General features: G+C 63.9%; 22 protein-coding genes and 2 pseudogenes. 12 read left to right on the forward strand and 12 right to left on the reverse strand.

The window, feature by feature from the left end:
• The first annotated feature begins 45 nt into the window (after positions 1-45).
• From odhB to ACVJGD_RS30160, 4 genes are all read left to right on the forward strand, one after another.
• Positions 46-1311, forward strand: coding sequence for a 2-oxoglutarate dehydrogenase complex dihydrolipoyllysine-residue succinyltransferase (odhB, locus tag ACVJGD_RS30145; RefSeq protein WP_456637634.1), 1266 nt, complete (start codon positions 46-48; stop codon positions 1309-1311).
• A gap of 71 nt (positions 1312-1382) precedes the next feature.
• Positions 1383-2129: an SDR family oxidoreductase gene (locus tag ACVJGD_RS30150; RefSeq protein WP_456637635.1), complete on the forward strand. Its 747-nt coding sequence runs from the start codon at positions 1383-1385 to the stop codon at positions 2127-2129.
• 35 nt (positions 2130-2164) lie between these two features.
• On the forward strand, positions 2165-3565 hold the full coding sequence (lpdA, locus tag ACVJGD_RS30155; protein WP_456637636.1) for a dihydrolipoyl dehydrogenase: 1401 nt from the start codon (positions 2165-2167) through the stop codon (positions 3563-3565).
• Between the two features lie 74 nt (positions 3566-3639).
• On the forward strand, positions 3640-4170 hold the full coding sequence (locus tag ACVJGD_RS30160; RefSeq protein WP_456637637.1) for a hypothetical protein: 531 nt from the start codon (positions 3640-3642) through the stop codon (positions 4168-4170).
• A gap of 182 nt (positions 4171-4352) precedes the next feature.
• Here the strand turns inward: ACVJGD_RS30160 and ACVJGD_RS30165 are convergent, their stop codons facing one another.
• A complete protein-coding gene (locus ACVJGD_RS30165; protein ID WP_456637638.1) occupies positions 4353-4943 on the reverse strand; it encodes a DUF4337 domain-containing protein in 591 nt (196 codons plus the stop codon).
• 144 nt (positions 4944-5087) lie between these two features.
• Positions 5088-6059: a tyrosine recombinase XerC gene (locus tag ACVJGD_RS30170; RefSeq protein WP_456637639.1), complete on the reverse strand. Its 972-nt coding sequence runs from the start codon at positions 6057-6059 to the stop codon at positions 5088-5090.
• A gap of 129 nt (positions 6060-6188) precedes the next feature.
• Between ACVJGD_RS30170 and ACVJGD_RS30175 the strand changes: the two genes are divergently transcribed.
• Positions 6189-8396 (forward strand): primosomal protein N', encoded by a 2208-nt coding sequence (locus tag ACVJGD_RS30175; protein ID WP_456637640.1) that lies wholly within the window; start codon positions 6189-6191, stop codon positions 8394-8396.
• A 264-nt stretch (positions 8397-8660) separates the two neighbouring features.
• On the opposite strand, the gene ACVJGD_RS30180 is transcribed toward ACVJGD_RS30175, so the two are convergent.
• On the reverse strand, positions 8661-9167 hold the full coding sequence (locus ACVJGD_RS30180; protein WP_456637641.1) for a septal ring lytic transglycosylase RlpA family protein: 507 nt from the start codon (positions 9165-9167) through the stop codon (positions 8661-8663).
• Between the two features lie 621 nt (positions 9168-9788).
• Between ACVJGD_RS30180 and ACVJGD_RS30185 the strand changes: the two genes are divergently transcribed.
• From ACVJGD_RS30185 to glgX, 7 genes are all read left to right on the forward strand, one after another.
• Positions 9789-10349: a F0F1 ATP synthase subunit delta gene (locus ACVJGD_RS30185; RefSeq protein ID WP_456637642.1), complete on the forward strand. Its 561-nt coding sequence runs from the start codon at positions 9789-9791 to the stop codon at positions 10347-10349.
• Positions 10349-11878: a F0F1 ATP synthase subunit alpha gene (gene atpA, locus ACVJGD_RS30190; protein WP_456637643.1), complete on the forward strand. Its 1530-nt coding sequence runs from the start codon at positions 10349-10351 to the stop codon at positions 11876-11878. The genes ACVJGD_RS30185 and atpA overlap by 1 nt, the downstream gene beginning before the upstream one ends.
• A gap of 150 nt (positions 11879-12028) precedes the next feature.
• Positions 12029-12907 (forward strand): F0F1 ATP synthase subunit gamma, encoded by an 879-nt coding sequence (locus ACVJGD_RS30195; RefSeq protein WP_456637644.1) that lies wholly within the window; start codon positions 12029-12031, stop codon positions 12905-12907.
• A 15-nt stretch (positions 12908-12922) separates the two neighbouring features.
• Entirely contained in the window at positions 12923-13324 is a 402-nt protein-coding gene (locus ACVJGD_RS30200) for an organic hydroperoxide resistance protein (RefSeq protein WP_456637645.1), read from the forward strand.
• A 26-nt stretch (positions 13325-13350) separates the two neighbouring features.
• Complete coding sequence (atpD, locus tag ACVJGD_RS30205) at positions 13351-14793, forward strand: F0F1 ATP synthase subunit beta (RefSeq protein ID WP_456637646.1); 1443 nt, start codon at positions 13351-13353, stop codon at positions 14791-14793.
• Positions 14794-14882: 89 nt separating this feature from the next.
• Entirely contained in the window at positions 14883-15290 is a 408-nt protein-coding gene (locus tag ACVJGD_RS30210) for a F0F1 ATP synthase subunit epsilon (protein WP_456637647.1), read from the forward strand.
• Between the two features lie 449 nt (positions 15291-15739).
• A complete protein-coding gene (gene glgX / locus ACVJGD_RS30215; RefSeq protein ID WP_456637648.1) occupies positions 15740-17974 on the forward strand; it encodes a glycogen debranching protein GlgX in 2235 nt (744 codons plus the stop codon).
• A gap of 51 nt (positions 17975-18025) precedes the next feature.
• Here the strand turns inward: glgX and ACVJGD_RS30220 are convergent, their stop codons facing one another.
• The 9 genes and pseudogenes from ACVJGD_RS30220 to ACVJGD_RS30260 form a co-directional block, all read right to left on the reverse strand.
• Positions 18026-18529 carry an RNA pyrophosphohydrolase gene (locus tag ACVJGD_RS30220; protein WP_456637649.1) on the reverse strand — a complete coding sequence of 168 codons (504 nt, stop codon included), beginning with the start codon at positions 18527-18529 and terminating at the stop codon, positions 18026-18028.
• A gap of 2 nt (positions 18530-18531) precedes the next feature.
• Complete coding sequence (locus tag ACVJGD_RS30225) at positions 18532-19038, reverse strand: RNA pyrophosphohydrolase (protein ID WP_456637650.1); 507 nt, start codon at positions 19036-19038, stop codon at positions 18532-18534.
• A gap of 211 nt (positions 19039-19249) precedes the next feature.
• Positions 19250-20447: pseudogene (locus ACVJGD_RS30230) on the reverse strand (divergent polysaccharide deacetylase family protein).
• Positions 20448-20644: 197 nt separating this feature from the next.
• Positions 20645-22012 (reverse strand): S41 family peptidase, encoded by a 1368-nt coding sequence (locus ACVJGD_RS30235; protein WP_456637651.1) that lies wholly within the window; start codon positions 22010-22012, stop codon positions 20645-20647.
• Positions 22009-23385 carry a murein hydrolase activator EnvC family protein gene (locus ACVJGD_RS30240; RefSeq protein WP_456637652.1) on the reverse strand — a complete coding sequence of 459 codons (1377 nt, stop codon included), beginning with the start codon at positions 23383-23385 and terminating at the stop codon, positions 22009-22011. Before ACVJGD_RS30240 ends, ACVJGD_RS30235 begins: the two co-directional genes overlap by 4 nt.
• A gap of 38 nt (positions 23386-23423) precedes the next feature.
• On the reverse strand, positions 23424-23906 hold the full coding sequence (gene rlmH / locus ACVJGD_RS30245) for a 23S rRNA (pseudouridine(1915)-N(3))-methyltransferase RlmH (RefSeq protein ID WP_456637653.1): 483 nt from the start codon (positions 23904-23906) through the stop codon (positions 23424-23426).
• A gap of 48 nt (positions 23907-23954) precedes the next feature.
• Positions 23955-24305, reverse strand: coding sequence for a ribosome silencing factor (rsfS, locus tag ACVJGD_RS30250; protein ID WP_028166267.1), 351 nt, complete (start codon positions 24303-24305; stop codon positions 23955-23957).
• Positions 24306-24530: 225 nt separating this feature from the next.
• Positions 24531-25172, reverse strand: a complete 642-nt coding sequence (locus tag ACVJGD_RS30255; RefSeq protein ID WP_456640421.1) for a nicotinate-nucleotide adenylyltransferase — start codon at positions 25170-25172, stop codon at positions 24531-24533.
• A gap of 19 nt (positions 25173-25191) precedes the next feature.
• Positions 25192-26486, reverse strand: a pseudogene (locus ACVJGD_RS30260) (glutamate-5-semialdehyde dehydrogenase).
• Between the last annotated feature and the right edge of the window lie 148 nt (positions 26487-26634).

Genomic DNA, 26634 nt, shown 5'->3' on the forward strand with positions numbered 1-26634 from the left:
AGCCAGAATTCATGACCGCACAGGTTGTTTTAAGGAAACGAGACCATGACTGAAATCCGCGTTCCGACGCTAGGCGAATCCGTGACCGAGGCCACCATCGGCCGCTGGTTCAAGAAGGCCGGCGACGCCGTTGCCGTTGACGAGCCCTTGGTCGAGCTCGAGACCGACAAGGTCACGATCGAGGTGCCCGCGCCTTCCGCCGGCACGCTCGGCGAGATCATCGCCAAGGACGGAGAGACTGTCGCGGTCGGCGCGCTGCTCGGCCAGATCAATGATGGCGCCGCTGGCGCTGCCGCCAAGCCGGCCGCCGCCCCGGCGCCAGCCAAGCCCGCGGCTGCACCGCCGCCGCCTCCCCCGGCTGCCGCCGCGCCGGCACCTGCGCCGTCAGCGCCGAAGGCACCGCCTTCCGATACCCCGCTGGCCCCGTCGGTGCGAAAGCTCTCGGCTGAAAGCGGGATCGATGCCTCCACCGTGCCGGGCTCCGGCAAGGATGGCCGTGTGACCAAGGGCGACATGCTGGCCGCGATCGAGCGGGCGGCCTCCGCGCCGACGCCGGTCTTTCAGCCCGCAGCTTCCGTGCAGGTACGCGCACCGTCGCCGGCGGATGACGCCGCGCGCGAAGAGCGCGTGAAGATGACGCGGCTGCGCCAGACCATCGCGCGGCGTCTGAAGGATGTGCAGAACACGGCGGCGATGCTGACGACCTTCAACGAGGTCGACATGAGCCACATCATGGCGCTGCGTTCCCAGTACAAGGACGTGTTCGAGAAGAAGCATGGCATCAAGCTCGGCTTCATGGGCTTCTTCACCAAGGCCTGCGTGCAGGCGTTGAAAGAGATTCCGGCGGCGAACGCCGAAATCGACGGCACCGACCTGATCTACAAGAACTACTACCACGTCGGCATCGCCGTCGGCACCGACAAGGGCCTGGTCGTGCCGGTGGTGCGCGATTGCGACTATAAGTCGATCGCGGAGATCGAAAAGTCGATCGCCGATTACGGTCGCCGAGCGCGCGATGGCCAGCTCAAGATCGAGGAGATGCAGGGCGGCACCTTCACCATCACCAATGGCGGCATCTATGGCTCGCTGATGTCGACGCCGATCCTGAACGCGCCGCAGTCCGGCATCCTCGGCATGCACAAGATCCAGGAGCGGCCGGTGGTGGTCGGCGGCAAGATCGAGATTCGCCCGATGATGTATCTGGCGTTGTCCTACGATCACCGCGTGATCGACGGCAAGGAAGCGGTGACCTTCCTCGTCCGCGTCAAGGAAAGCCTGGAAGACCCGGCGCGGCTGGTGCTGGATCTGTGAGCTTGCTTTCGCACGGCGGCTGAACTTGTTCGGCCGCCGAGACCGTGTTGCGTGAACTTTTAGGGGCGGATGTGACGGATAAGGTCGTTGTCATCACCGGCGGTAGCCGCGGCATCGGCCGCGCTACCGCTATCGCGGCCGCGGCGCGCGGCTTTCGTGTGGTCGTCGGCTACGCCAGCAACCAGGCGGCGGCCAACGAAGTCGTCTCCGCGATCGAAGCCAGCAATGGCAAGGCGATCGCGGTGAAATGCGACGTCGGCAACGAGGCCGACATCCTCGCGCTGTTCAAGGCCGCCGATGAATTCGGGACGCTGGGCGCGCTGGTCAACAATGCCGGCATTGTCGGGCCCTCGATGCGGGTCGAAGACATGTCGGCCGAGCGCATCCAGCGCATGATGGCGGTCAACGTCACCGGCAGCATCCTGTGCGCGCGCGAGGCGGTGAAGCGGATGTCGACACGCAACGGCGGCAAGGGCGGCGTCATCGTCAACCTGTCGTCGGTCGCGGCCAAGCTCGGCTCGCCCAATACCTATGTCGACTACGCCGCGTCGAAAGGCGCCGTGGATTCCTTCACCATCGGCCTTGGCTATGAAGTCGCGGCCGAAGGCATTCGTGTCGCCGCGATCAGGCCGGGCCTGATCGATACCGACATCCACGCCTCTGGCGGCGAACCCGATCGCGCCCATCGTCTCGCTCACATGGTGCCGATGAAGCGCGTCGGCACATCGGAAGAAATCGCCAACGCCATCGTCTGGCTGATGTCGGACGATGCTTCATATGTGACAAGCGCCATTCTTGATGTCTCGGGCGGCCGCTAATACCTGTCACGAAATTCAGCTACAGGATTTTGAACATGGCTTCTTATGATCTCGTCATCATCGGCACCGGGCCCGGTGGATATGTCTGCGCGGTGCGCGCGGCACAACTTGGCATGAAGGTCGCGGTGGTCGAGAAGAACCCGACGCTCGGCGGCACCTGTCTCAACGTCGGCTGCATGCCGTCGAAGGCGCTGTTGCATGCGTCCGAGATGTTCGAGGAAGCCGCGCATTCTTTCGCCAAGATGGGCGTCAGCGTATCGGCGCCGAAACTCGATCTGCCCTCGATGATGAACTTCAAGCAGCAGGGTATCGATGGCAATGTCCGGGGCGTCGACTTCCTGATGAAGAAAAACAAGATCGACGTGCTGAAGGGTGCCGGGAAGATCCTCGGTGCAGGCAAGGTCGAGGTTTCCGCCGACGGCAAGGCGCAGACGGTCGAAACCAAGAACATCGTCATTGCCACCGGCTCCGACATCGCGCGGCTGAAGGGTATCGACATCGACGAGAAGCGCATTGTGTCGTCGACCGGCGCGCTCTCGCTGGAAAAGGTGCCGGAAAGGCTTTTGATCATCGGAGCGGGCGTGATCGGACTCGAACTCGGCTCGGTGTGGAAGCGCCTCGGCGCGGAAGTGATGGTGGTCGAATTCCTCGACCGCATCCTGCCCGGCATGGACGGCGAGATCGCCAAGCAATTCCAGCGCATGCTCGAAAAGCAGGGCTTTGCGTTCAAGCTCGGCACCAAGGTGACTGCCGTGGATACCTCCGGCAAGACGCTGCTCGCCAAGGTCGAGCCCGCCGCGGGCGGGGCTTCGGAAACGATCGAAGCCGACGTGGTGCTGGTCTCGATCGGCCGCGTGCCCTACACCGATGGCCTCGGCCTGAAGGAAGCGGGCGTCGCGCTCGACAATCGCGGCCGCGTCCAGATCGACCCGCATTTCGCGACCAGCGTGAAGGGCATCTATGCGATCGGCGACGTCGTTGCCGGGCCGATGCTGGCGCACAAGGCCGAAGATGAGGGCGTGGCGGTCGCGGAGATCATCGCGGGCCAGGCCGGCCATGTGAATTACGACGTTATCCCAGCCGTCGTTTATACCACGCCGGAAGTCTCTTCGGTCGGCAAGACCGAGGAAGAGCTCAAGCAGGCTGGTGTTGCCTATACAGTCGGTAAATTTCCATTCACCGCCAACGGCCGCTCCAAGGTCAACCAGACCACGGAAGGATTCGTCAAGATTCTCGCGGATGCGAAGACCGATCGGGTGCTTGGCGTCCACATTGTCGGCCGTGAAGCCGGCGAAATGATCCATGAGGCCTGCGTTCTCATGGAATTCGGCGGTTCCGCCGAGGATCTGGCGCGCACCTGCCACGCGCATCCGACCCGCTCCGAAGCGATCAAGGAAGCCGCGCTTGCGGTCGGCAAGCGGGCCATCCATATGTGATCGACACCCGGCCTGAGCAGGATTCGTAAAGGATTAGGCTCGAAGGTAAAGTCTGGCCGGGGTTGAGACAACAGATGTTGCGCCGCCTGCTTCAGCCTTTCTGGGTCCTGCTCGCGATCGTCTTCCTGATCGAGGCGTGGCTTTGGGATCATCTCGAGCCGATCGTGGCGCGCGTGGTGGCGATGATTCCGCTGCGCGCGTTCAAGCAGTGGCTTGCCGCTCGGGTTGACTCGTTGTCGCCGGCGATGACGCTGATCGTGTTCATCGTGCCGGTGATCCCGCTGTTTCCGCTGAAGCTGGTCGGCCTTTGGCTGCTCGCCCACGAACATTGGTTCAGCGCGATCGGCACCATCGTGTTCGCGAAGTTTCTCGGCGTCGGCGTCACCGCTTTCATCTTCGACGTGACCCGGCCGAAGCTTCTGGAGATGCGCTGGTTCGAGGCGCTCTATGATTTCGTGCTGAGGATGCGCGCGAAAGCGGCCGCGCTGGTCGATCCGATCAAGCGGCGTATCCTCGAGATCCTCCGCGGCGACGGCAGCGGCTGGTCGGCGCGAACGCTGCGGCTGATCGCGCGCTTCCGCCGGAGCGTTCAGCAAGCGCGTTAACGGTCATCGCCGCATACCGTCTAACTGCGGGCTCGCTTCACCTCTCCCACAGGGAGAGGTCGAATTGCGCAGCAATTCGGGTGAGGGGTTTCGCTCCATCGAGAGACCGTAACCCCTCACCCGCGCCTTCGGCGCGACCTCTCCCTTCGGGAGAGGTGAAGAAGGGTCCGGCAATCAGTGACTCAATGCAGATGCAGCAGATGCGGCGAGTACAGCCCGAGCGCAGTAATGACGATTCCCGCCAGCGTCAGCAGGCCTGAAATCCAGGCGAGCGCGAGGATGCCGGTGATGATGGTCGCCGACGCCAGCACGATCGCGATCTGGAAGGCGGCGGAGGCGATCTCGAAGTGGTGGTATTTTGCTGCCGCCTCGTCGCGCTCATGCTCGGCATGTTTGGCGCGCTCGGCGAGTTGCTCAGTGCCTTCGCCGGTCTCGGGCTCGGAGCGGTAGCGCGCCGCGGTCTTCTGCCAGTCCTCGATCTGCTTCTGAATGGCCGCCCTGGCGGCGTCGTCGGTGATGGTGGCAAGGCTGAGCTTGGTCTGCTCGGCGGCCGTCTGCACCGCGGTGCGGCGGATACTCTTGGCCTGGAAGAACGCCCATAGATTCGACGCCTCGACATTCTTGCTGATCGCTTCGGTCTGTGCGCCCTTGCCGAGCGTCTCCGACAGCGCCAGGAACAGCGCGATCACGGCAATCAACAGCGCGATCTTCCTGTTCTCGCCGGAAGCATGCTCAGCGTGTTCCGCATGCTCCATACTTTCATGTGCGCTCATGATTCCCCTCCGATAGGACCCGCCGCCACGATTGCCGAAACGACATCGTTTACGCAAGTGCCAAGCGGATGTGACGCGAGCGTGTCAGGATGAACACAGCATCGCGCCTCCCATGAGGAAAACGCGTCAAGAAAGAAGCCGGAATTAGCCGCGCGGATGCGCGGAGCGATAGACTTCCAGCAGCCGCTCCGAATCGATGCCGGTATAGACTTGCGTGGTCGAGAGCGAGACGTGGCCGAGCAATTCCTGGATCGCGCGCAGATCGCCGCCGCGGCTGAGCAGATGGGTTGCGAACGAATGCCGCAACGCATGCGGGGTGGCGCTGTCAGGCAGGCCTAGCGCGCCGCGCAGCCGCTCCATGGCGAGCTGGATGATGCGCGGGCTCAAGGGGCCGCCGCGCGCGCCGACGAACATCGGGCCGGTGGGCGGAAGCGGATGCGGGCAGACCGCCACGTAATCGGCAATGAGCTGCAACACGTTTTGCAGCACCGGAACCATGCGGGTCTTGTTGCCCTTGCCGGTCACGACCAGCACGTCGCCTTCGCCGGGCTTCGGCACGTCGCGACGTTTCAAGCCGAGCGCCTCGGAGATGCGCAGGCCCGAGCCATAAAGCAGTGCCATCACGGCGGCGTCGCGCACCAGGATCCAGGTCTCCCGATCCTCGCCGGCGCGCTCGTCGGCATCGGCGAAGCGTTTTGCCGCCGCCATGTGGATCGGCTTCGGCAGGCTCTTTGCAACCTTGGGTGCGCGTATAGCCGAGAGCGCGCCGACCTTGCCCTTGCCTTCGCGTTCGAGGAAGCGGCCGAACGAGCGCAGGCCCGCCAAGGCCCGCATCAGCGAGCGTCCGGCGATGTCGTCGGCGCGCCGCATCGCCATGAACGCCCTGATGTCGCTGGCCTCCAGTGCTGCAAAACCCTGCAGCGTTACCTGTGTGCCCCAGTGGCGAGCGAGAAAGGCGAGGCATTGGCGGACGTCGCGGGCGTAGGCCTCCAGCGTCTTCGGCGACAGCCGCCGCTCCGCGCGCAGGTGGGATAGCCAGTGCGCCATCTCCCGCGCCACGGTTTCGTCGGCGCAGTCGAGTTCGATCAAGGGAACGGTGGGAGGCGGTTTGGCCATGGACCTGTCTTGATGGACTAGTCTTGGAGGCAATGGTTTAAGTCATTATATCGCATCGCTTTCGTTTACCGTTCGCTAACTTGCGCCAGCGGCGCTAGCCTCTTCCCATCGGAACCCTCGACTCGCTGAATGGACACTGCGCGCAGCCACGCTTCCTCTGTCACGCCGACATCCATGGTCGATGTGCTGGTCCCGGTCGCGCTCGACCAGACCTATTCCTATCGTGTGCCGCGCGGCATGCAGCTCAAGGCCGGCGATGTCGTCGCCGTGCCGCTCGGTTCGCGCGAGGTGATGGCGGTGGTGTGGGCGGAAAACACAAAGCCCGATCCGCGGCTGCACAACCGGCTGAAGGATGTCAGCGAGAAGCTCGACCTGCCGCCGCTGAAACCGGAGCTGCGCGCGCTTGTCGATTGGGTTGCCAATTACACGCTATCCGCCCGCGGCATGGTGCTGCGGATGACGCTGCGCATGGGCGAAAATCTCGGCCCCGAGCGGATGCGTCTGGGCGTGCGGCTGGTCGGCGAGCCGCCGCGGCGCATGACGCCGGCGCGGCGGCGGGTGATCGAAATCCTCTCAGACCGCCTGTTGCATGGCAAGTCGGAAGCGGCGAGGGAAGCCGGCGTGAGCAGTGGCGTGATCGACGGCCTCGTCGATGAGGGCACGCTGACGGTGGAGCAGATGCCGCCGCCGGCAGCGCCGCCGGCGCCCGATCCGGATTACGCCCAGCCGGAATTCTCGCGCCAGCAGCGCGCCGCCGCCGATGCGATGCGGACGCTGGCTGCCAGCGGCAGTTTCCATGTGGCCCTGCTCGACGGTGTCACCGGATCCGGCAAGACCGAGGTCTATTTCGAGGCGATCGCGGAAAATGTCCGCCGCGGCCGGCAGTCCTTGATCCTGATGCCGGAAATCGCGCTGACCGGCCAGTTCCTCGATCGCTTCGCGCAGCGCTTTGGCGTGCGTCCGCTGGAATGGCATTCCGAACTTTCGCCCCGCACGCGCGCCCGCAATTGGGCGGCGATCTCGGGCGGCGAGGCGCCGGTCGTGATCGGCGCGCGCTCGGCGCTGTTCCTGCCCTATGCCGATCTCGGGCTCATCATCGTCGATGAGGAGCACGACCAAGCCTACAAGCAGGACGACGGCGCGCATTACCATGCCCGCGACATGGCGGTGGTGCGCGCGCATATCGCCAAAATCCCGATCGTGCTGGCTTCCGCCACGCCGTCGATCGAGAGCGAAGTCAATGCGCGCAAGGGGCGCTATCAGCGCATCGCGCTGCCCTCGCGCTTCGGCGGCCAGCACATGCCGCAGATCGAGGCCATCGACCTGCGCCGCGAGCCGCCAGCCCGCGGCCGCTTCATCTCGCCGCGGCTTGCCGAGCAGATCCGTTATGCGGTGGAACGGCGCGAGCAGGCGCTGTTGTTCCTCAATCGCCGCGGCTATGCGCCGCTGACGCTGTGCCGCGCCTGCGGACATCGCTTTGCCTGCACGATCTGCGACGCTTGGCTGGTCGACCACCGTTTCCGCCAGCGCCTGGTCTGCCACCACTGCGGCTTCTCGATGCCGCGCCCGATCATCTGCCCGCACTGCGCGGCGGAGGAATCGCTGGTCGCGGTCGGACCCGGCGTCGAGCGGCTGCAGGAAGAGGCTGCGGCGCTTTTCCCCGGCGCGCGCACCATGGTGCTCTCCAGCGACCTCATCACCTCGATCGAGACCATGCGCAGCGAGCTCAACGAGATCGCGGAAGGCCGGGTCGACATCATCATCGGCACGCAGCTCGTGGCGAAGGGCCACAACTTCCCGCGCCTCAACCTGGTCGGCGTCGTCGATGCCGATCTGGGCCTCGGCAATGGCGATCCGCGCGCCGCCGAGCGGACGTTCCAGCTCCTCAATCAGGTGATCGGGCGCGCTGGCCGCGACCAGGGCCGCGGCGTCGGCTATCTGCAGACCCATCAGCCCGAACATCCCGTGATGAAGGCGCTGGTCGCCAATGACCGCGAGGCGTTCTACGCCAGCGAGATCGAACAGCGCGAGCGCACCGGTTATCCGCCGTTCGGGCGATTGGCGAGCCTGATCATCTCCGCGGGCGACCGGCCCACCGCGGAGGGTTTTGCGCGCAAGCTGGCCTCGGTCGCGCCGCTCGATGAGCGCATCCAGGTGCTCGGCCCGGCGGAGGCCCCGCTTGCCGTTATCAAGGGCCGCTACCGCTTCCGCCTGCTGGTGAAGTCGCTGCGCTCGGTCGACCTGTCACAGTACTTGCGTGAATGGCTGGCGGCCGGGCCGAAGACCACGGGCAACCTCAAGCTCGAGGTCGACGTCGATCCGCAGAGTTTTTTGTAATCCTCTCGCCGTCATTCCGGGGCGCGACGAAGTCGCGAGCTATGATGTGCCAGTGCACATCAGAGAATCCATCGGACCGCGCGCGCCGGTGGCGCAATGGATTCCGGGCTCACGCTGCGCGTGCCCCGGAATGACGGCTGTGAACTCATGAAAAAGCCTGCCGCCATTTCTGACAGCAGGCTCATCGGTGCGTGGATAGTTCCGCAACCGTACTCTACGCAACGCTTACCGAAACCGGTCGGAAACGGCGCCTGAAGGACGCCTTTAAGAGACGACCTCGGCGGTGACGCGGCCGACACCGGCACCCGTCAGGCCGATGGCACGGGCGGCGCCCGTGGAGAGATCAAGCACGCGGCCACGGATGAACGGACCACGATCGTTGATGGTGACGATGACGCTGCGACCGCCATGGGTCACGCGCAGCTTGGTGCCAAACGGCAGGCTGCGGTGGGCGGCAGTCATGGCGTTCTGATTGAAACGCTGACCGGACGCGGTGCGGCTGCCGGACTCGTTACCGTAAAAGGACGCCATGCCCGAGAAGCTGCGCCCGCCGGTGCTGGGCATAAACGCCGCATTGGCATCGCGCGAGGACGCACCGTCGGTTGCGGCACGGGCATGGTGATGATGGTGGTGATGGCGATGATGGTGGTGCCGGGATTTAGCCGACGCTTCAGTGATGCCGCCAACCAGGAACGTCGCGGCGACGACAGCCAGCGCCGCGCGCGACGATCGGGTTGCGTTGCCCCGATTCGACTTCTTGTATTTCAGCATTCAAGACCCTCAAGCAGTACTGCCACATGGGTGGCAAGTGGAACCCCCGTCCCTCCGTTGACGAGGCCGTGTGATTTCGCAATGAGGCATGAATTGGGCAGTAAATTCGAAATGTATCAGGCTGAAATATCTTGTTACTGCCGGTGAGCTATCTGCCGGCTTTCGCTAGTCTTTGGCTTTAACCATTATTTAACCGAATGAATACTTGCGATTACTGCTGATTTACGCCTCGGTAAGGTTTACGCAAGTAATCACGAAATGGAGAGGACGAAGCCGTTTTGTTCCGTGCCAGGAACTCCAGGTGGGCATGCGATTGCCGATGGGAACGATGAGCGGACTTCCTGCCTGCCAGTCAAATTCCTGCGCGCAGAATTTTGCTCGGTGAGGCTCCGAAAGCGCTTCGCCGGGGCAGTGCGACAAGGCATCACCTACATGTGACGTCATGTTGCACCTGCGCTTCCGCCATGCTAGCAAAGCCGCGATTTTAACGATCCCGGCACTCTCTCGTGCCGGTCGAAAATCGAAGTCCCGCTTGAATTCCAAGGGCTTGGATCGCTAGGCGCCGCAACCTGCGGCGACGGTTTTTCCCTTGCGAATTTGACAGCAAAAAAGAGCGCGTCTGTGGCTGCTGAAGATCCGTCCGTCTCGGGAGTTGCCGGTCGTTATGCGACCGCGTTGTTTGAACTGGCTCGCGACGAAAAGTCCGTCGATGCCGTCAAGGCCGATCTCGACAAGTTCGATGCCTTGCTGAATGAGAGCGCGGATCTGAAGCGCCTCGTCCGCAGTCCGGTGTTTTCCGCCGAGGTTCAGCTCAAGGCGCTTTCCGCGGTGCTCGACCAGGCCGGCATATCCGGCACGTCGGCAAAGTTCCTGAAGGTGCTCACCGCCAATCGCCGGCTGTTTGCGGTAACGGACGTGATCCGCGCCTACCGCGCGCTGGTGGCGAAGTTCAAAGGCGAGGCGAGTGCCGAGGTCACCGTCGCCGAACAGCTCAACGACAAGAATCTCGACGCGCTGAAGACCGCACTGAAATCGGTGACCGGCAAGGACGTCGCGCTCAACGTGAAGATCGATCCCTCCATCATCGGCGGCCTCGTGGTCAAGCTCGGCAGCCGCATGGTGGATAGTTCGCTTCGCACCAAACTCAATTCGATCAAGCACGCGATGAAAGAGGCAGGCTGATGGACATCCGCGCCGCGGAAATTTCCGCGATCCTCAAGGACCAGATCAAGAATTTCGGCCAGGAGGCCGAGGTCACCGAAGTCGGGCAGGTGCTGTCGGTCGGTGACGGTATCGCCCGCGTCTACGGGCTGGACAACGTCCAGGCCGGTGAAATGGTCGAGTTCGAGAACGGCACCCGCGGCATGGCGCTGAACCTCGAAAACGACAACGTCGGCATCGTGATCTTCGGCGCCGACCGCGAGATCAAGGAAGGCCAGACGGTGAAGCGTACCCGCGCCATCGTCGACACGCCCGTCGGTAAGGGTCTGCTTGGCCGCGTCGTCGACGCGCTCGGCAACCCGATCGATGGCAAGGGGCCGATCCAGGCTGATAAGCGTATGCGCGTCGACGTGAAAGCGCCGGGCATCATTCCGCGCAAGTCGGTGAACGAGCCGATGGCGACCGGCCTGAAGGCGATTGACGCGCTGATCCCGATCGGCCGCGGCCAGCGCGAACTGATCATCGGCGACCGCCAGACCGGCAAGACCGCGATCGCGCTCGATACCATCCTCAATCAGAAGCCGCTCAACGCCCAGCCGGACGAGAGCATCAAGCTGTATTGCGTCTACGTCGCGGTCGGCCAGAAGCGCTCCACCGTCGCGCAGTTCGTGAAGGTGCTCGAAGAGCAGGGCGCGCTGGAATATTCCATCGTCGTCGCCGCCACCGCATCGGACCCGGCGCCGATGCAGTACATCGCGCCGTTCACGGGCTGCACGATGGGTGAATATTTCCGCGACAACGGCATGCACGCGGTCATCATCTATGACGACCTCTCGAAGCAGGCCGTCGCCTACCGCCAGATGTCGCTGCTGCTGCGCCGCCCGCCGGGCCGCGAAGCCTATCCGGGCGACGTGTTCTACCTGCACTCGCGCCTGCTCGAGCGCGCCGCCAAGCTCAACAAGGAGCACGGCTTGGGCTCGCTGACCGCGCTGCCGGTGATCGAAACCCAGGCCAACGACGTGTCGGCCTACATCCCGACCAACGTGATCTCGATTACCGACGGCCAGATCTTCCTGGAAACCGACCTGTTCTTCCAGGGCATCCGCCCCGCGGTGAACGTCGGTCTGTCGGTGTCGCGCGTCGGATCGTCGGCGCAGACCAAGGCGATGAAGAAGGTCGCCGGCAAGATCAAGGGCGAGCTGGCGCAGTACCGTGAAATGGCCGCGTTCGCGCAGTTCGGCTCCGACCTCGACGCCTCGACCCAGCGCCTGCTCAACCGTGGCTCGCGCCTGACCGAATTGTTGAAGCAGCCGCAGTTCTCGCCCTTGAAGATGGAAGAGCAGGTCTGCGTGATCTGGGCCGGCACTAACGGCTATCTCGACCCGCTGCCGCTCAACAAGGTGCGTGCGTTCGAGGACGGCCTGCTGTCACTCCTGCGCGGCAAGAACGCCGACATCCTCGACTCGATCCGCGAAAGCCGCGACCTCAACGACGACGTTGCCGCCAAGCTGAAGAGCGTGGTCGAAGGTTTCGCCAAGACGTTTGCCTAAACGTCGTCGTGGCCGGACAAGGTGCGGAGCGGGTCTTCGCGCTGCGGCTTCCGGCCGCCGAGATGCGGATGCCCGGCGCAGGCGCCGGGCAGAACAATGGGATAGGCTAGCGGTCGGATCGCCTGATCGGATCGCCGGGGTGGACGAAGAATGGCGTCACTGAAAGACATGCGGGTCCGCATCGCCTCGACCAAGGCGACGCAGAAGATCACCAAGGCCATGCAGATGGTCGCGGCCTCAAAGCTACGCCGCGCGCAGACCGCTGCCGAAGGCGCCCGGCCCTATGCGGACAAGATGGGCGCGGTGATCGCCAACATCGCCAGCGCCGCCGCAGGCTCGCCCGGCGCGCCGGCGCTGCTCGCCGGCACCGGCAGGGACCAGGTGCATATGCTCCTGGTCTGCACCGGCGAACGCGGCCTTTGCGGCGCGTTCAACTCCGCGATCGTGCGGCTGGCGCGCGAGCACGCGCTATCGCTGCTCGGTCAGGGCAAGGAAGTCAAATTCTTCTGCGTCGGCCGCAAGGGCTATGAGCAGCTTCGCCGCCAGTTCGAACGGCAGATTGTCGAGCATATCGACCTGCGCGCGGTGCGCCAGCTCGGCTTCGTCAATGCCGAGGACATCGCCAAGAAAGTGCTGGCGCGCTTCGAAGCTGAAGAATTTGATGTCTGCACGCTGTTCTATTCGCAATTCAAATCGGTGATAGCGCAGGTCCCGACCGCGCAGCAGGTCATTCCGCTGGTGGTGGAGACGCCGGCCGGAAATGGCGGCGCGTCGACCGCTTACGAATACGAGCCGGAAGAGGACGAAATCCTCACCCGCCTGTTGCCGCGCAACCTGGCGGTACAGGTCTTCCGTGCGCTCCTGGAAAACAACGCCTCGTTCTACGGCGCGCAGATGAGCGCGATGGACAACGCGACCCGCAACGCCGGCGAAATGATCCGCAAGCAGACGCTGATCTACAACCGAACCCGTCAGGCGATGATCACCAAGGAACTGATCGAAATCATTTCCGGCGCCGAGGCAGTCTAACCAAGGGAGCGCGAAATGGCTTACGTCACATCGGCTACCACCAGAGGCGGACGTAACGGCCGCTCCATGCTCGACAATGGCGGGCTGGCGCTTGCGATGGCGCTGCCGAAGGAATTGGGCGGCGCCGGCGACGGCCACAATCCCGAGCAGCTTTTTGCGCTGGGCTATTCGGCCTGCTTTGGCCAGGCGATCCTCGTGGTTGCCAAGAACCATGGTGTCGACGGCCAGGCGGCCAAGGTCACCGCTGACGTGACGCTCAAGACCGATGGCGGCTTTTCGCTCGCCGTCGAACTCAAGGTATCAATCCCAGGCGCGGACAAGGCCAAGGTCCAGGCGCTGGTCGAGGAAGCTCACACGGTGTGCCCGTATTCGAAGGCCACCAAAGGCAATATCCCGGTCAAGCTGACCGTGGTCTGAAATTCGGATCGAAGGAGATAGAGTAAATGGCTACAGCAGCCAACCAGATCGGTCGCGTCACCCAGGTTATGGGCGCCGTCGTCGACGTCCAGTTCGAGGGCCACCTGCCGGCGATTCTCAATTCGCTGGAGACCAAGAACGGCGGCAGCCGTCTCGTGCTCGAGGTGGCGCAGCATCTCGGCGAATCCACCGTGCGGACCATCGCGATGGATACCACCGAGGGTCTGGTGCGCGGCCAGGAAGTCACCGATACCGGCGAGCCGATCAGGGTGCCGGTCGGCGTCGGCACGCTCGGCCGCATCATCAATGTCATCGGCGAGCCGATCGACGAAGCCGGTCCGGTCAAGGCCGAAGGCCTGCGCGCGATCCACCAGGAAGCGCCGACCTATACCGACCAGTCAACCGAGGCGGAAATTCTCGTCACCGGCATCAAGGTCGTCGATTTGCTCGCGCCCTACGCCAAGGGCGGCAAGATCGGCCTGTTCGGCGGCGCCGGCGTCGGCAAGACCGTGCTGATTCAGGAGCTGATCAATAACGTTGCGAAAGCGCACGGCGGTTACTCGGTGTTCGCCGGCGTCGGCGAGCGCACCCGCGAAGGCAACGATCTCTATCACGAATTCATCGAGTCCAAGGTCAACGCGGACCCGCGCAACCCCGATCCGAGTGTGCAGTCGAAATGCGCGCTGGTGTTCGGCCAGATGAACGAACCGCCAGGCGCACGCGCGCGCGTCGGCCTCACCGGCCTCACCGTGGCCGAGCACTTCCGCGACCAGGGTCAGGACGTGCTGTTCTTCGTCGACAACATCTTCCGCTTCACGCAGGCCGGCTCCGAAGTGTCGGCGCTGCTCGGCCGCATCCCGTCGGCGGTGGGTTACCAGCCGACGCTTGCGACCGACATGGGCGCGCTGCAGGAGCGCATCACCACCACCCAGAAGGGCTCGATCACGTCGGTGCAGGCGATCTACGTGCCGGCCGACGACTTGACCGATCCGGCGCCGGCGACGTCCTTCGCGCATCTTGACGCTACCACCGTGCTGTCGCGCGCGATCTCGGAAAAGGGCATCTATCCGGCGGTGGACCCGCTCGACTCGACCTCGCGCATGCTGTCGCCGCTCGTGGTCGGCGAGGAGCACTACTCGACCGCGCGCATGGTGCAGCAGGTGTTGCAGCGCTATAAGTCGCTGCAGGACATCATCGCCATCCTCGGCATGGACGAACTCTCCGAAGAGGACAAGCTGACGGTGGCCCGCGCCCGCAAGATCGAGCGCTTCCTGTCGCAGCCCTTCCACGTCGCCGAAGTCTTCACCGGTTCGCCCGGCAAGTTCGTCGAGCTCGCCGACACCATCAAGGGCTTCCGCGGCCTGTGCGAAGGCAAGTACGACCACCTGCCGGAGGCGGCCTTCTACATGGTCGGCACCATCGAAGAGGCGGTCGAGAAGGGCAAGAAGCTGGCTGCCGAGGCAGCCTAAGGGGCGAACGGCGAAATAGGGAGTAGCGAATAGCGCTGCTCCCTGACTTCGCCACTCGCTATTCGCTATTCGCTATTCCAAGGTACACCATGGCCACCTTCCATTTCGATCTCGTTTCCCCCGAAAAGCTCGCTTTCTCCGGTGAGGTCGATCAGGTGGATATTCCCGGCCTGGAAGGTGATTTCGGCGTGCTCGCCGGTCACGCGCCGGTGGTGGCGGCGGTCCGTCCGGGCATCCTGACCATCACGACCGGTGGTACGCATCAGAAGATGGTGGTGCTTGGCGGTTTGGCCGAGGTCTCCGATAATCGCCTGACCGTGCTCGCTGATGTCGCGACCTCGATCGAGGAGGTCGATCGCGCTCAGTTCAGCGAGACCATCGCCGAGATGGAAGAGAATCTGAAAGAGAAGGAAGGCTCGGAACTCGACCGCGAGATCGAGCGGCTCGATCACTTCAAGAGCATTGAGCACAGCCTCAACGCGACGGCTATGCACTAGGCCCCGGTGCATCGCGCCGGGGCGGAACAAAAATCCGGGTGAATGCAGCGTCCGTCGCGGACTGGCGACGCACGGACGTGTTGATGGCTGCTTCAGGCAATTCGATCACGCAGTAGATCACGATCCAATCAGACGGTGTTCTCCCGGCCGTGGCCTTTCCCTCGCGGTCTCGGGCATGATGATACTGTCGACAGGCTTTTCCTCGTCATCGCTGGGTACAGATGCCCCTCAACTGAGCGGCGACATCGTAAGACTCGGGCCGGAACTGGCTCCGAGCGAGGTCGAACGCGGAACGCGGAGTTCCGATTCAATAGGTTGAAGACGAAAATTTTCCGCCACAATGCAGGGCAGCTCGGATGCGGGTAGAATTCACCTGAGGCGCGGCGTCCGACCTCAGGGAACGATGCCGATGTGCAAGTGTTCTTCTTACCGAAGGGCGGGCCTTTCCGATGGATCGATCAGCCGCAGGTAGTGAGCTCGCGCTGGCAGCGCAGTTGCTGCGACGCTCGGCTGTTCGCGAAGGCAGGCCATTTCCCTTAGGCGCCACCTGGGACGGGCTTGGCGTCAACTTCGCGCTGTTTTCAGCGCACGCAACCAAGGTGGAGCTGTGCCTGTTCGATGACGCAGGCCAAACCGAGGTCGAGCGGATCGAGCTTCCCGAATATACCGACGAAGTCTGGCATGGCTATCTGCCGACCGCGCGTCCGGGATTGGTCTATGCCTATCGCGTCCACGGTCCCTATGAACCGGACGCCGGCCATCGCTTCAATCCGAACAAGCTGGTGATCGACCCCTACGCCCGGCAACTGGTCGGGCAATTGCAATGGGGACCCGAGCTGTTCGGCTACAGGATCGGTGATCCCGACAAGGACAAATCGTTTGACGACCGCGACAATGTCCATCTCGTGCAGAAATGCCGGGTGATCGATCCCGCATTCACCTGGGGGCGTGACCGCAAGCCCGCGACACCGTGGGAGCGCACCATCGTCTACGAGATGCATGTGAAGGGCTTCACCAAGCTGCATCCATTGGTGCCGGAGGCCGATCGTGGCACGTTCGCGGGCCTCGCCTGCCCGAACGTATCAGCGTATCTGCGCTCGCTCGGCGTCACCAGCGCCGAGCTGTTGCCGATCCATGCTTTCCTCGACGACAGCTATCTGGTCGACAAAGGCCTGCGCAATTATTGGGGCTACAACTCGCTCGCCTTCTTCGCACCGGATCCGCGCTATCTGCGGACCCGCTTGGCAACCGAGTTCAAGGAGATGGTGAACCAGTTCCATGCCCACGGCATCGAGGTGATCCTCGACGTGGTCTATAACCACACGGCCGAAGGCAACGAACTCGGACCGACGCTGTCCTTCAAGGGTATCGATAACGCCAGCTACTATCGGCTGCTGCCCGATCAGAAGCGCTATTACATCAACGACACCGGTACCGGAAACACCGTCAATCTGTCGCACCAGCGCGTGCTGCAGATGGTCGCCGACTCCTTGCGTTACTGGGCAACGGAGACGCGCGTCGACGGCTTCCGTTTCGATCTTGCCACCATCCTCGCGCGCGAACCCTACGGCTTCGATGAGGGCGGCAGCTTCCTCGATGCCTGTCGTCAGGATCCGGTGCTCTCCAACGTCAAGCTGATCGCGGAGCCGTGGGATATCGGCCCCGGCGGCTACCAGGTCGGCCAGTTCGCGCCAGGTTGGGCGGAATGGAACGACAAATTCCGCGATACCGTGCGAAGCTTCTGGAAAGGGGATGCCGGGCAGGTCGCCGATTTCGTCAAGCGCATTACCGGGTCGGGAGACCTGTTCAACAAGCGCGGCCGCAAACCGTGGGCGAGTGTCAACTTCGTCACCGCCCATGACGGCTTCACCCTCAACGATCTCGTCTCCTACAACGACAAGCACAACGAGGCCAATGGCGAGAACAACCGCGACGGCCATTCCAACAATCACTCGTGGAATCACGGCGCAGAAGGCCCAACGCAGGATGCGAAGATTGTCGCGTTACGCGAGCGGCAGAAGCGCAATTTTCTCGCCACGATGATCTTGTCGCACGGTACGCCGATGCTGCTCGCCGGCGACGAATTCGGTCACAGCCAGAAGGGCAACAACAACGCCTATGCGCAGGACAACGAGACCACCTGGCTCGACTGGATGAAGATATCGCCTGAAGGTCGCGCCTTGCGCGAGTTCACGCGGAAGCTGATCGCGATGCGCAAGGCGTTTCCGATCCTCTATCGCAGCCGCTTCCTGGTCGGCACTCACAATGAGGAGCTTGATGTCAAGGACGTGACATGGCTCGCCCCGTCGGGCGAGGAAATGGTCACCGAGCAGTGGCAGGATGGCAATGTGCGCTGCTTTGGGATGCTGCTTGATGGTCGTGCCCAGGAGACCGGTATCAAACGCCGCGGGTCGGACGCGACCCTGCTGTTGATCTACAATGCCCATTTTGACGTGGTGAACTTCACGCTGCCGCAGGTTCCGGAAGGACAGCATTGGCAGGGACTGATCGACACCAACCAGCCGGAAGGGCAATTGCCGACGTTTCCGTTCGGCCACGTCTATGCCGTGACCGGACGCTCGATGCTGGCGTTCGGCCTCGCAAGCGAAGACAGCGCCATGCGCCGCTTGCGGCATGGCATCGGCAGCATCCTTGATGTCGCCGAGCTCCCGCTATCCGAGTAGCGCATTTACTCTGACGAGGCGGGATGACTTTGCCGGTCTGAAATCCCGGACTCAGTGTGCTTGCGCAAAGGAGGCGAAGCTACGGGCGACATGCCGGTACACTTCGCGCCGGAACGGAACGACGAGGTCGGCGACGCGGTCGAGCCGCTCCCAGCGCCAGGTATCGAATTCGGCCGGCTGTCCGTTGCGCGGGGTTAGCGGATCGATCTCCTCGTCGCGCCCGGTAAATCGTAGCGCGAACCATTTCTGCCGTTGTCCGTGGAATTTGCCGAGACGATGCGGCGGTCCGTCGTAAGGCGGGAATTCGTAACTGATCCAGTCGGTCTCGCCGAGATAGTCGGCGGAGACTGCACCCGTCTCCTCCCAGAGTTCGCGCATGACCGCCTGGCGCGGTTCTTCGCCCGGATCGATGCCGCCCTGTGGCATCTGCCATTCGAGCCCGGGAAGGATGATTTCCGGACCATCGTCCCTGAAGCGATGGCCGATCAGCACGCGGCCGGACGTGTCGAACAGCGCGATCCCAACATTGGGGCGATACAGCTTTTCCTCGGACATTCCTATCGGCCCGCGAGCCCAGAAAATTCCTGCACCACGCGTTCGTAGACCGGCCGCTTGAACGGCACAATCAATTCGGGGAGATTCTTCATCGGCTCCCAGCGCCAGTTCGAGAACTCCGCCTTGTGGCCTCCGCCGCCGGGATGTTCCACGTCAATCTCATTGTCCTTGCCGGTGAAGCGCATCGCGAACCATTTCTGGCGCTGGCCGCGATAACGGCCCTTCCAGGCGCGCCCGGCGACCGTGCGCGGAATATCGTAGATCAGCCAGTCATCGACTTCGCCGAGTTTCTCGACCGAGCGCACGCTGGTCTCCTCGTAGAGCTCGCGCCTGGCGGCTTGCCAGACGTCTTCACCGGGGTCCACGCCGCCTTGCGGCATCTGCCAGACATGGGTGTCGTCGACATGCTCGATGCCGCCGGCGCGGCGTCCGATAAAGACCAGCCCGTCTCGGTTGAGCAGCATCACGCCGACGCAGGTCCGGTAAGGCAGCTCCTCGTAACGCGTCATTCGATCAGGACTCCCAGGGCGTGATCCGGAAACAGTGGGAATCGGTTCTCCGAGATCACGCTCCAACAAAAAGACGAGACCATGGCCCGATTCAGCGGATCATGATCTGGAAGACGGGCGGGGGTCCGGAAGTCCGAAGTCGCGCCATCAGGATTCTTGTTTTGACGCGCTTTCTTCACGCGAACCGGGGTCCACTTCGCTCGAAAACGCTCTAGCCCGATTTTGATTTCAGCATCGCGGTTGTCAATGGCACAAGCAGAATACCGCGCGGCTCCAGCGTCTTGGTCCAGGCCGCGATGCGCTCGATCGAGATCGGCAGCGCCGAGGCCACGCCGACCGCGACGCCGCGTTCCTTGGCGAGCGTCTCGAGCTTGACCAGCACGCGGTCGATCTCCACCGAGGTCGGAACCGCATCGATGGTCAAATCGGCCTTGGCAAAAGGCAGCGCCTGGCCCGCGGCGAGCGAGGCCGCGACGCTGCGCGGTGTGGCGCCATCGTCGAAATAGCTGAGGCCCCGCTTGGCCGCTTCCCGCATGATCGGCTGCATCACCGGGTCGGTCGCCACAAAACGGGCGCCCATGAAATTGGCGATGCCGGCATAGCCCTGGAAGCGGCTGAAATGCCAATAAAGCCGGTCGAGATTCTGTTCCGCGTTCAGGGTCGTGAGCAGGGTCTGGGGGCCCGGATCATTATCCGGGTAATCGAACGGCTCCATCGGGACCTGCAGCAGGATCTCGTGGCGCTGCGCCCGCGCCCGCTCGGCAAGCCTTGTCGGATCGGCGCCATAGGGCGTGAAGGCCAGCGTCACCGCCGGCGGTAGTTTCATGATGGCGTCGGTGGTCTTGGCGGCGCCGACGCCGAGCCCGCCGATCACGATCGCCACCACGGGCATCTTTGCCGCCTTGGCGCGGTCGGCATCGGCCGCATAGACCGTGAACGGCTTCAAGCCGTCGGCAGCCACCGGGATCATGCCATAGCGCGATTTTTCCAGAAGGCGCTGGTCAATGCCGGCCATCGGCCCCGGCGCGGCCTCGGACTCGGCCTTGTCGGCGGCATCACCGCCGATCACTACGTCATGCCGCGCCCCACTCGAGCCGTCGATGATGGTGACCGTCTTGCTCTCGGCGGTCGCCTGCCTGGGCGGCGATTTCGCGGCAGGTCCGGCGGCGTGGCCGGCCGCCGCGGGTTTTTTCCTCGGCGACCGGCGTCTTGCGCAAGGCGATATGGGCGATCGGCTCGCCGCCGAGCGGATCGTCGTTGAACAAGGCGATGCCGGCGAAGGCGACCAGGATCCCGCCGAGCACCACCACCAGCGCCTGCATCGCCGTGAACGGCGCCTGGAACCGGCGCTTTTTGGCCACGGTTTCCTGTCCGAGCGGCGTGCTCAGTTCGTCGGCCGCCTCTGCCATGAACCCCCCGAATCAGCCGCGCCGACAATAGCACAGCCGCTCGACCCGTAGCCCGCGGCGCGCAGCGCAACCCGGGGCGCTCTTAGTGTGGATGCAGGGGTCCCGGGTTACGCCGGCGCTTCACCCGGGTTACGGGGCGTCACAAACGAAAAGGGCGGCCGAAAGGGCCGCCCTTTGTCCGAACTCGCGGTGGCTGATCAGTTCGCGGCCTTGCTGCCCGGCTTGTTGTCGACCGCAGCCTTGTCGCCGCTCGCGGGCGGCGGCGCCGAACTGGCGGTGGACTTGATGCCATGCAGGAGGTCGTCGGCCAGTTTGAGCGCCTTGTCGTCCTTGGCGTCCGGCGGCACGTAGGACTGCGAGCCGGTCTTCTCGTCGCCATCGGATTTCAGATGGCCGCGCAGCGAGGCCTCACCCTTGGTGTCGGTACGGGCCTTCAGTTCGTCCGGCACGTCCTGCAGCACCTCGATATCGGGCACGATGCCCTTGGCCTGGATCGATTTGCCTGATGGCGTGTAGTAGCGCGCCGTGGTCAGCCGCAGCGCGCCATTGCCGCTGCCGAGCGGGATGATGGTCTGCACCGAACCCTTGCCGAAGGAGCGGGTGCCGACCAGCGTCGCCCGCTTGTGGTCCTGCAATGCGCCGGCAACGATCTCGGAAGCCGAGGCCGAGCCGCCGTTGATCAGCACGATCACCGGCTTGCCCTTGGTCAGGTCGCCCGCATGGGCGGCGCGGCGCTGGGTTTCCTCGGCATTGCGGCCGCGGGTCGAGACGATCTCGCCACGCTCCAGGAAGGAATCGGAGACCGTCACGGCTTCCTCCAGGAGGCCGCCGGGATTGTTGCGGAGATCGATGATGTAGCCCTTCAGCTTGTCGCCGATCTGGCTCGAGAGATTGGCGATCTCCTTCTTCAGGCCTTCGGTGGTCTGCTCGTTGAAGGTGGTGATGCGGATATAGGCGATGTCGTCGGCCTCGACGCGGGCGCGCACCGAGCGGACGCGGATGTTGTCGCGCACCAGCGTGACGTCGATCGGATTGTCCTGGCCCTTGCGGATGATCTTCAGCCGGATCTTGGTGTTCACCGGACCGCGCATCTTCTCGACGGCCTGGTTGAGGGTCAGGCCCTGCACCGCCTCGTCATCCAGCGTGGTGATGATGTCGTTGGCCATGATGCCGGCCTTCGACGCCGGGGTATCGTCGATCGGCGAGACGACCTTGATCAGCCCGTCTTCCATCGTGACCTCGATGCCGAGCCCGCCGAACTCGCCGCGGGTCTGCACCTGCATATCGCGGAAGCTCTTGGCGTCCATGTAGCTCGAGTGCGGATCGAGCCCGGCCAGCATGCCGCTGATCGCGGATTCCACCAGCTTGCTGTCATCCGGTTTCTCGACATAGTCGCTGCGCACGCGCTCGAACACGTCGCCGAACAGATTGAGCTGGCGGTAGGTGTCCGAGGTCGCGGCGCGCGCGCTTGATCCCATCAGCACGGCGCGCGGTTGGGTTACGAACAGCGTCAATGCTGCACCGCATGCGGCGCTGAGGAGAATTACAGAAGTCTTGCGCATCATCCGCGAACCTTTTCGCCTTCATTTGCGGCCCACCATGGGCCTGGATCGATTGGAGTGCCGTCCTTGCGGAACTCGACATAGAGCACGGGTTGGCTCGCGTTTGTCGCGAAAATGGACGCAACCTGGGATGTTGACCCCATGGTCGCGACCGGCTCCCCCGTAAGTACAAACTGGCCGATGTTAACCGAAATACGCTCCATCCCGGCGATCAAAACATGATACCCGCCCCCGGCGTTGAGGATCAAGAGTTGACCGTAGCTTCGGAATGGTCCGGCATAGACGACCCAGCCGTCACACGGGGTTGTGACCTGGGCGCCGGGCCGGGCTGCCAAAGAAATGCCTTTTTGCACGCCGCCAGCGCCGTCCGACCCGCCAAAATCGCGAATCTTGGCGCCGTTGACGGGGTAGGCGAAGAGGCCCTTGGCCGAGGCAAAGGCGATCGCCGGGCTCAGGCGCGCCGAGTCCTTTAAACCGCCCAGGTCGGGCTTGCCGCTCGGGGCGGCGGGCGTTCCTTGCAGATTGGCGGTGGCGGCAGCTTTCGCGGCGCTCTTCAGATCCTGCTCCATCTTGGCGATCAGGCCCTGCAGGCTGTCGACCTGCTTGGACAGCGCGATGGCGCGCGCGCCTTCTGCTTCCATGTCCTTCTCGATCGCGCTCTGCTGGCGTTGCCGCTCCTCGACCAGCGCGGCCAGCCGGACTTGGTCTTCCTTAAGCTTGTCGCGGTCGCGCGCCATTGCATCGCGCTCGCTCGCAATGGTCTTGCGCAATGCAACCAGCTCGCCGAGGTCGGCGGTCAGCTTTTCCGCACGCCCCCTCAATTCAGGTACGACCGCACCGAGCAGCATCGCGGTCCGCAGCGATTGCAGTGCGTCTTCTGGCCGCACCAGGAGCGCCGGCGGCGTGCGCCGGCCGGCACGCTGCAGCGCCGCCAGCACCTCGATGATCTCGGCGCGGCGTGAATCGAGCGAGCCGCGGATCTCCTGCTCGCGGCTGTCGAGCGGACGCAGCCGCGCCTCCGCATCGGCAATCCGGGCTTCGACCCCGCGCACCTGGCCTGCAATGTCGATGATCTGCTGGTTGAGCTTGCTGCGGTCCTGGCCGATCGCGGCAATGTCGGCCTTCAATTTCTCCTGCAGCTCGGTCGCTTTTCGCTGCTGCTCACGGGCGGCTTCAAGTTCCTGCTCCCGCTGCTTGATGATATCGGGCGAAGGCGCGGTTGCTGCCGTCTGCTGCGGTTGCGCCGGCGTTTGCGCGATCGCGACTGTGGCAAGGCTTGCCGATAGCAATACGGCCGTCAGGGGGAGCGAGGATGCCGGATACCGGCCGCGGCGCGCGGTGCCGGAATAACGGTTAAAGTCGCGCGGCGACGGCATCGGATTGTTCAGCGCTCTCTCTTGTCGGTCTTGTCGGTTCACGCGCGATGATAGGGGTGGCCGGCCAAAATGGTCGCCGCCCGATAAATCTGTTCCAGAAGCATGACTCGGACCATCTGGTGCGGCCAAGTTGCCGCGCCGAATGCGACGCGCAGCTTGGCCTTGCGCTGCAAATCAGGCGAAAGTCCGTCCGCGCCGCCGATAGCGAAAATAGTGTTGGCGACCGATTGGTCCCGCCAGCGCCCGAGATACCCGGCAAATGCCGCGCTGTCGACGTTGTCGCCGCGCTCGTCCAGCGCCACGAGCAGATGCTTCTCCGGGATCAGTGCCGAGATCGCCGCCGCTTCCTCCGCCATCCTTGTTGCGGCGTCGCGCGCGCGGCTTTCCGGAATTTCATGAACATCCAGGCCGCGAAAGCCGAGCTTGCGACCGACGTCGTCGAAGCGCTCGCGATAGCGCTCCGCCAGTTCCCGCTCCGGGCCCTGCTTCAATCGGCCGATTGCGATGACGAGTAATCGCATTAACGCATGTTAGCATGCGCATCGGCCGATTTGCATCGGCTCAGAGAGCTAGACCGCCGCGACCGGGCTTTGCGTCCACAACCGCTCGAGATTGTAGAACTCGCGTACCTCGGGCCTGAACACGTGCACGATCACATCGCCGGAATCGATCAGCACCCAGTCGCAATTGGGCAAGCCTTCGACATGGATTTTGCTGATGCCGTTTTCCTTCAGGGCTTTCGTGACGTTCTCCGCGATCGCACCGACGTGCCGATTGGCCCGGCCCGAGGTGATGACCATGTAGTCGGAGTACGCTGATTTGCCGCGAAGATCGATGGTGACCGTTTCTTCCGCCTTCATATCGTCGAGGCGGGAGAGGATCATATTCAGGGTCTTGTCGGCGTCGCCTTGCGCCTTCAAGGCCGCAGTTTGGGTCGATGTTTTACGCGCAGGTTTCGCTGCCTTGTTGGCTACCTTGGGTAAAACAGACTTGGACAATACAGATGTGGCCAGGGACCATTCCTTTCACTGTATCGCGAACGCCGAATCCCGACGCCCGCCGCCTATACTACGCATGTGGGGTTAAGGGTTTCAATATTCCAGTAACCCCACTTCACTTGGCACATGATCCACGCGGGTCATGCGCTAGACCGTCCTCCAGCTTCCGTCAGGGTTCCGAAGGCCGGTCGAAGACAGATTGGATTTCATGCCGGTGAGAAACACCCAGGCCGGCGCCTGCTGATCCGCCAGGCGGGGCGCCTGATTCTCGGGCAGGCGGTAGCGGGCGAGCGCCTGTGCGGCGGGCGCGGCGAGCGCGCGGAAACTTTGTGGCGGACGATCGATCACGGCAATCGGCACATCGGAGGCGATGCGCCGCCAGTCTTTCCAACGATGGAACTGCGCGAGATTATCGGCGCCCATGATCCAGACAAAATGCACGCCGGAAACGCGGCGCCGCAAATGGATGATCGTGTCGACAGTGTAGCGCGTGCCGATGACAGCTTCGAGACAGCTCACATCGATGCGGGGATCGTCGGCCACTTTCAATGCGGCTGCGGCGCGCTCGGCGAGCGCACGCAGGCCGTCGTGGTTCTTGAGCGGGTTGCCGGGCGTAAGCAGCCACCAGACGCGGTCGAGTTGCAACCGCTTCAGCGCGAACTGGCTGATGGCGCGATGCGCGGCATGCGGCGGGTTGAAGGAGCCGCCGAGCAGGCCGATGCGCATCCCGTTGGTGTAGAACGGAAGCGCCTGCGCGGCAGATGGCAACGCGATCTGGGCCGGCTTCAACGGGATCACAAGGTTGGCTTCACGGCCGCGTCTGTCCGGTGCCGTGGATGCGATACTTGAAGCTTGTCAGTTGCTCGGCGCCGACCGGGCCGCGGGCGTGGAATTTGCCGGTGGCGATCCCGATCTCTGCGCCAAAGCCGAACTCGCCGCCGTCGGCGAACTGGGTCGAGGCGTTGTGCAGCACGATCGCAGAGTCGACCTCGTTGAGGAATTTCTCCGCAACAGCCTTATCCTCCGTCACGACGGCATCGGTATGCCGCGAGCCGTGATGCTGGATATGCGCGATCGCCTCATCGACGCCCTCGACGACGCGGGCCGCGATGATCGCGTCCTCATATTCGGTGTCCCAGTCTTCCACTGTCGCCGGCTTCACGCGGGCATCGACGCGCTGCACCGCCTCGTCGCCGCGCACCTCGCAGCCGGCATCGATCAGCATCTCGACCAGCGGCTTCAAGCTGATGGAGGCGCCGGCGCGGTCGACCAGAAGCGTCTCGGCCGCGCCGCAGACGCCGGGACGTCGCATCTTGGCGTTCAGCACGATCGACTTCGCCATCTCTCGAGATTGGCGGAGCGGTCGACATAGACGTGATTGACGCCCTCGAGATGGGCGAAGACCGGCACGCGCGCTTCCGCTTCCACCCGCGCGACCAGGCTCTTGCCGCCGCGTGGTACGATCACATCGACGCCGCCGTTCAACCCGGTGAGCAATAGCCCGACTGCGGCGCGGTCGCGGGTCGGCACCAGCGTGATCGCGGCTTCCGGCAGGCCGGCCTCGCGCAGGCCCTGCGCCAGGCAGTCATGGATCGCGCGGCAGGAACGGAAACTGTCGGAGCCGCCGCGCAGGATCACCGCGTTGCCGGATTTCAGGCACAGCACGCCGGCATCGGCCGCGACATTGGGGCGGCTCTCGAAGATCACGGCGATGACGCCGAGTGGCACGCGGACGCGTTCGATGGTCATGCCGTTCGGCCGCTGCCAGCTCTCGGTGACGGCGCCGACCGGATCCGGAATGTTGCGCACGGTGGCGACGCCATCGGCCATCGCATCGACGCGCGCCTGCGTCAGCGTCAGGCGGTCGACGAAGGCTGAGGTTGCGCCGCTCGCACGCGCCTCGGCGACATCCTCGGCATTGGCGGCCAGGATCGCCGGCGCATTCTCGCGGATCGCACGCTCGATTGCTGCAAGCGCGCGATTCTTCTGCTCGGGCGGCGCAAGCGCCAGCACGCGCGCAGCCGCACGCGCTTGCGTCGCGAGTTCATTCATCAGGGTCGGCAGATCGGCGCTACCGTCGATCGCCTTCAGCGGCGCAGTCATGGGATGCGTCCCGGTTATCAGTTAAGGTCATGGTCTAGCACGGAAATCGGGGCCTTGGCGAGGCGAGGAACCAGCATGGCAGGCGGGCGACGTCTGCCATCGGTCAATGGCCGAGCTTGGTGGCAAGTACCCTTGCCTCTATCGCGGA

This window comes from Bradyrhizobium sp. USDA 10063 (assembly GCF_054063735.1).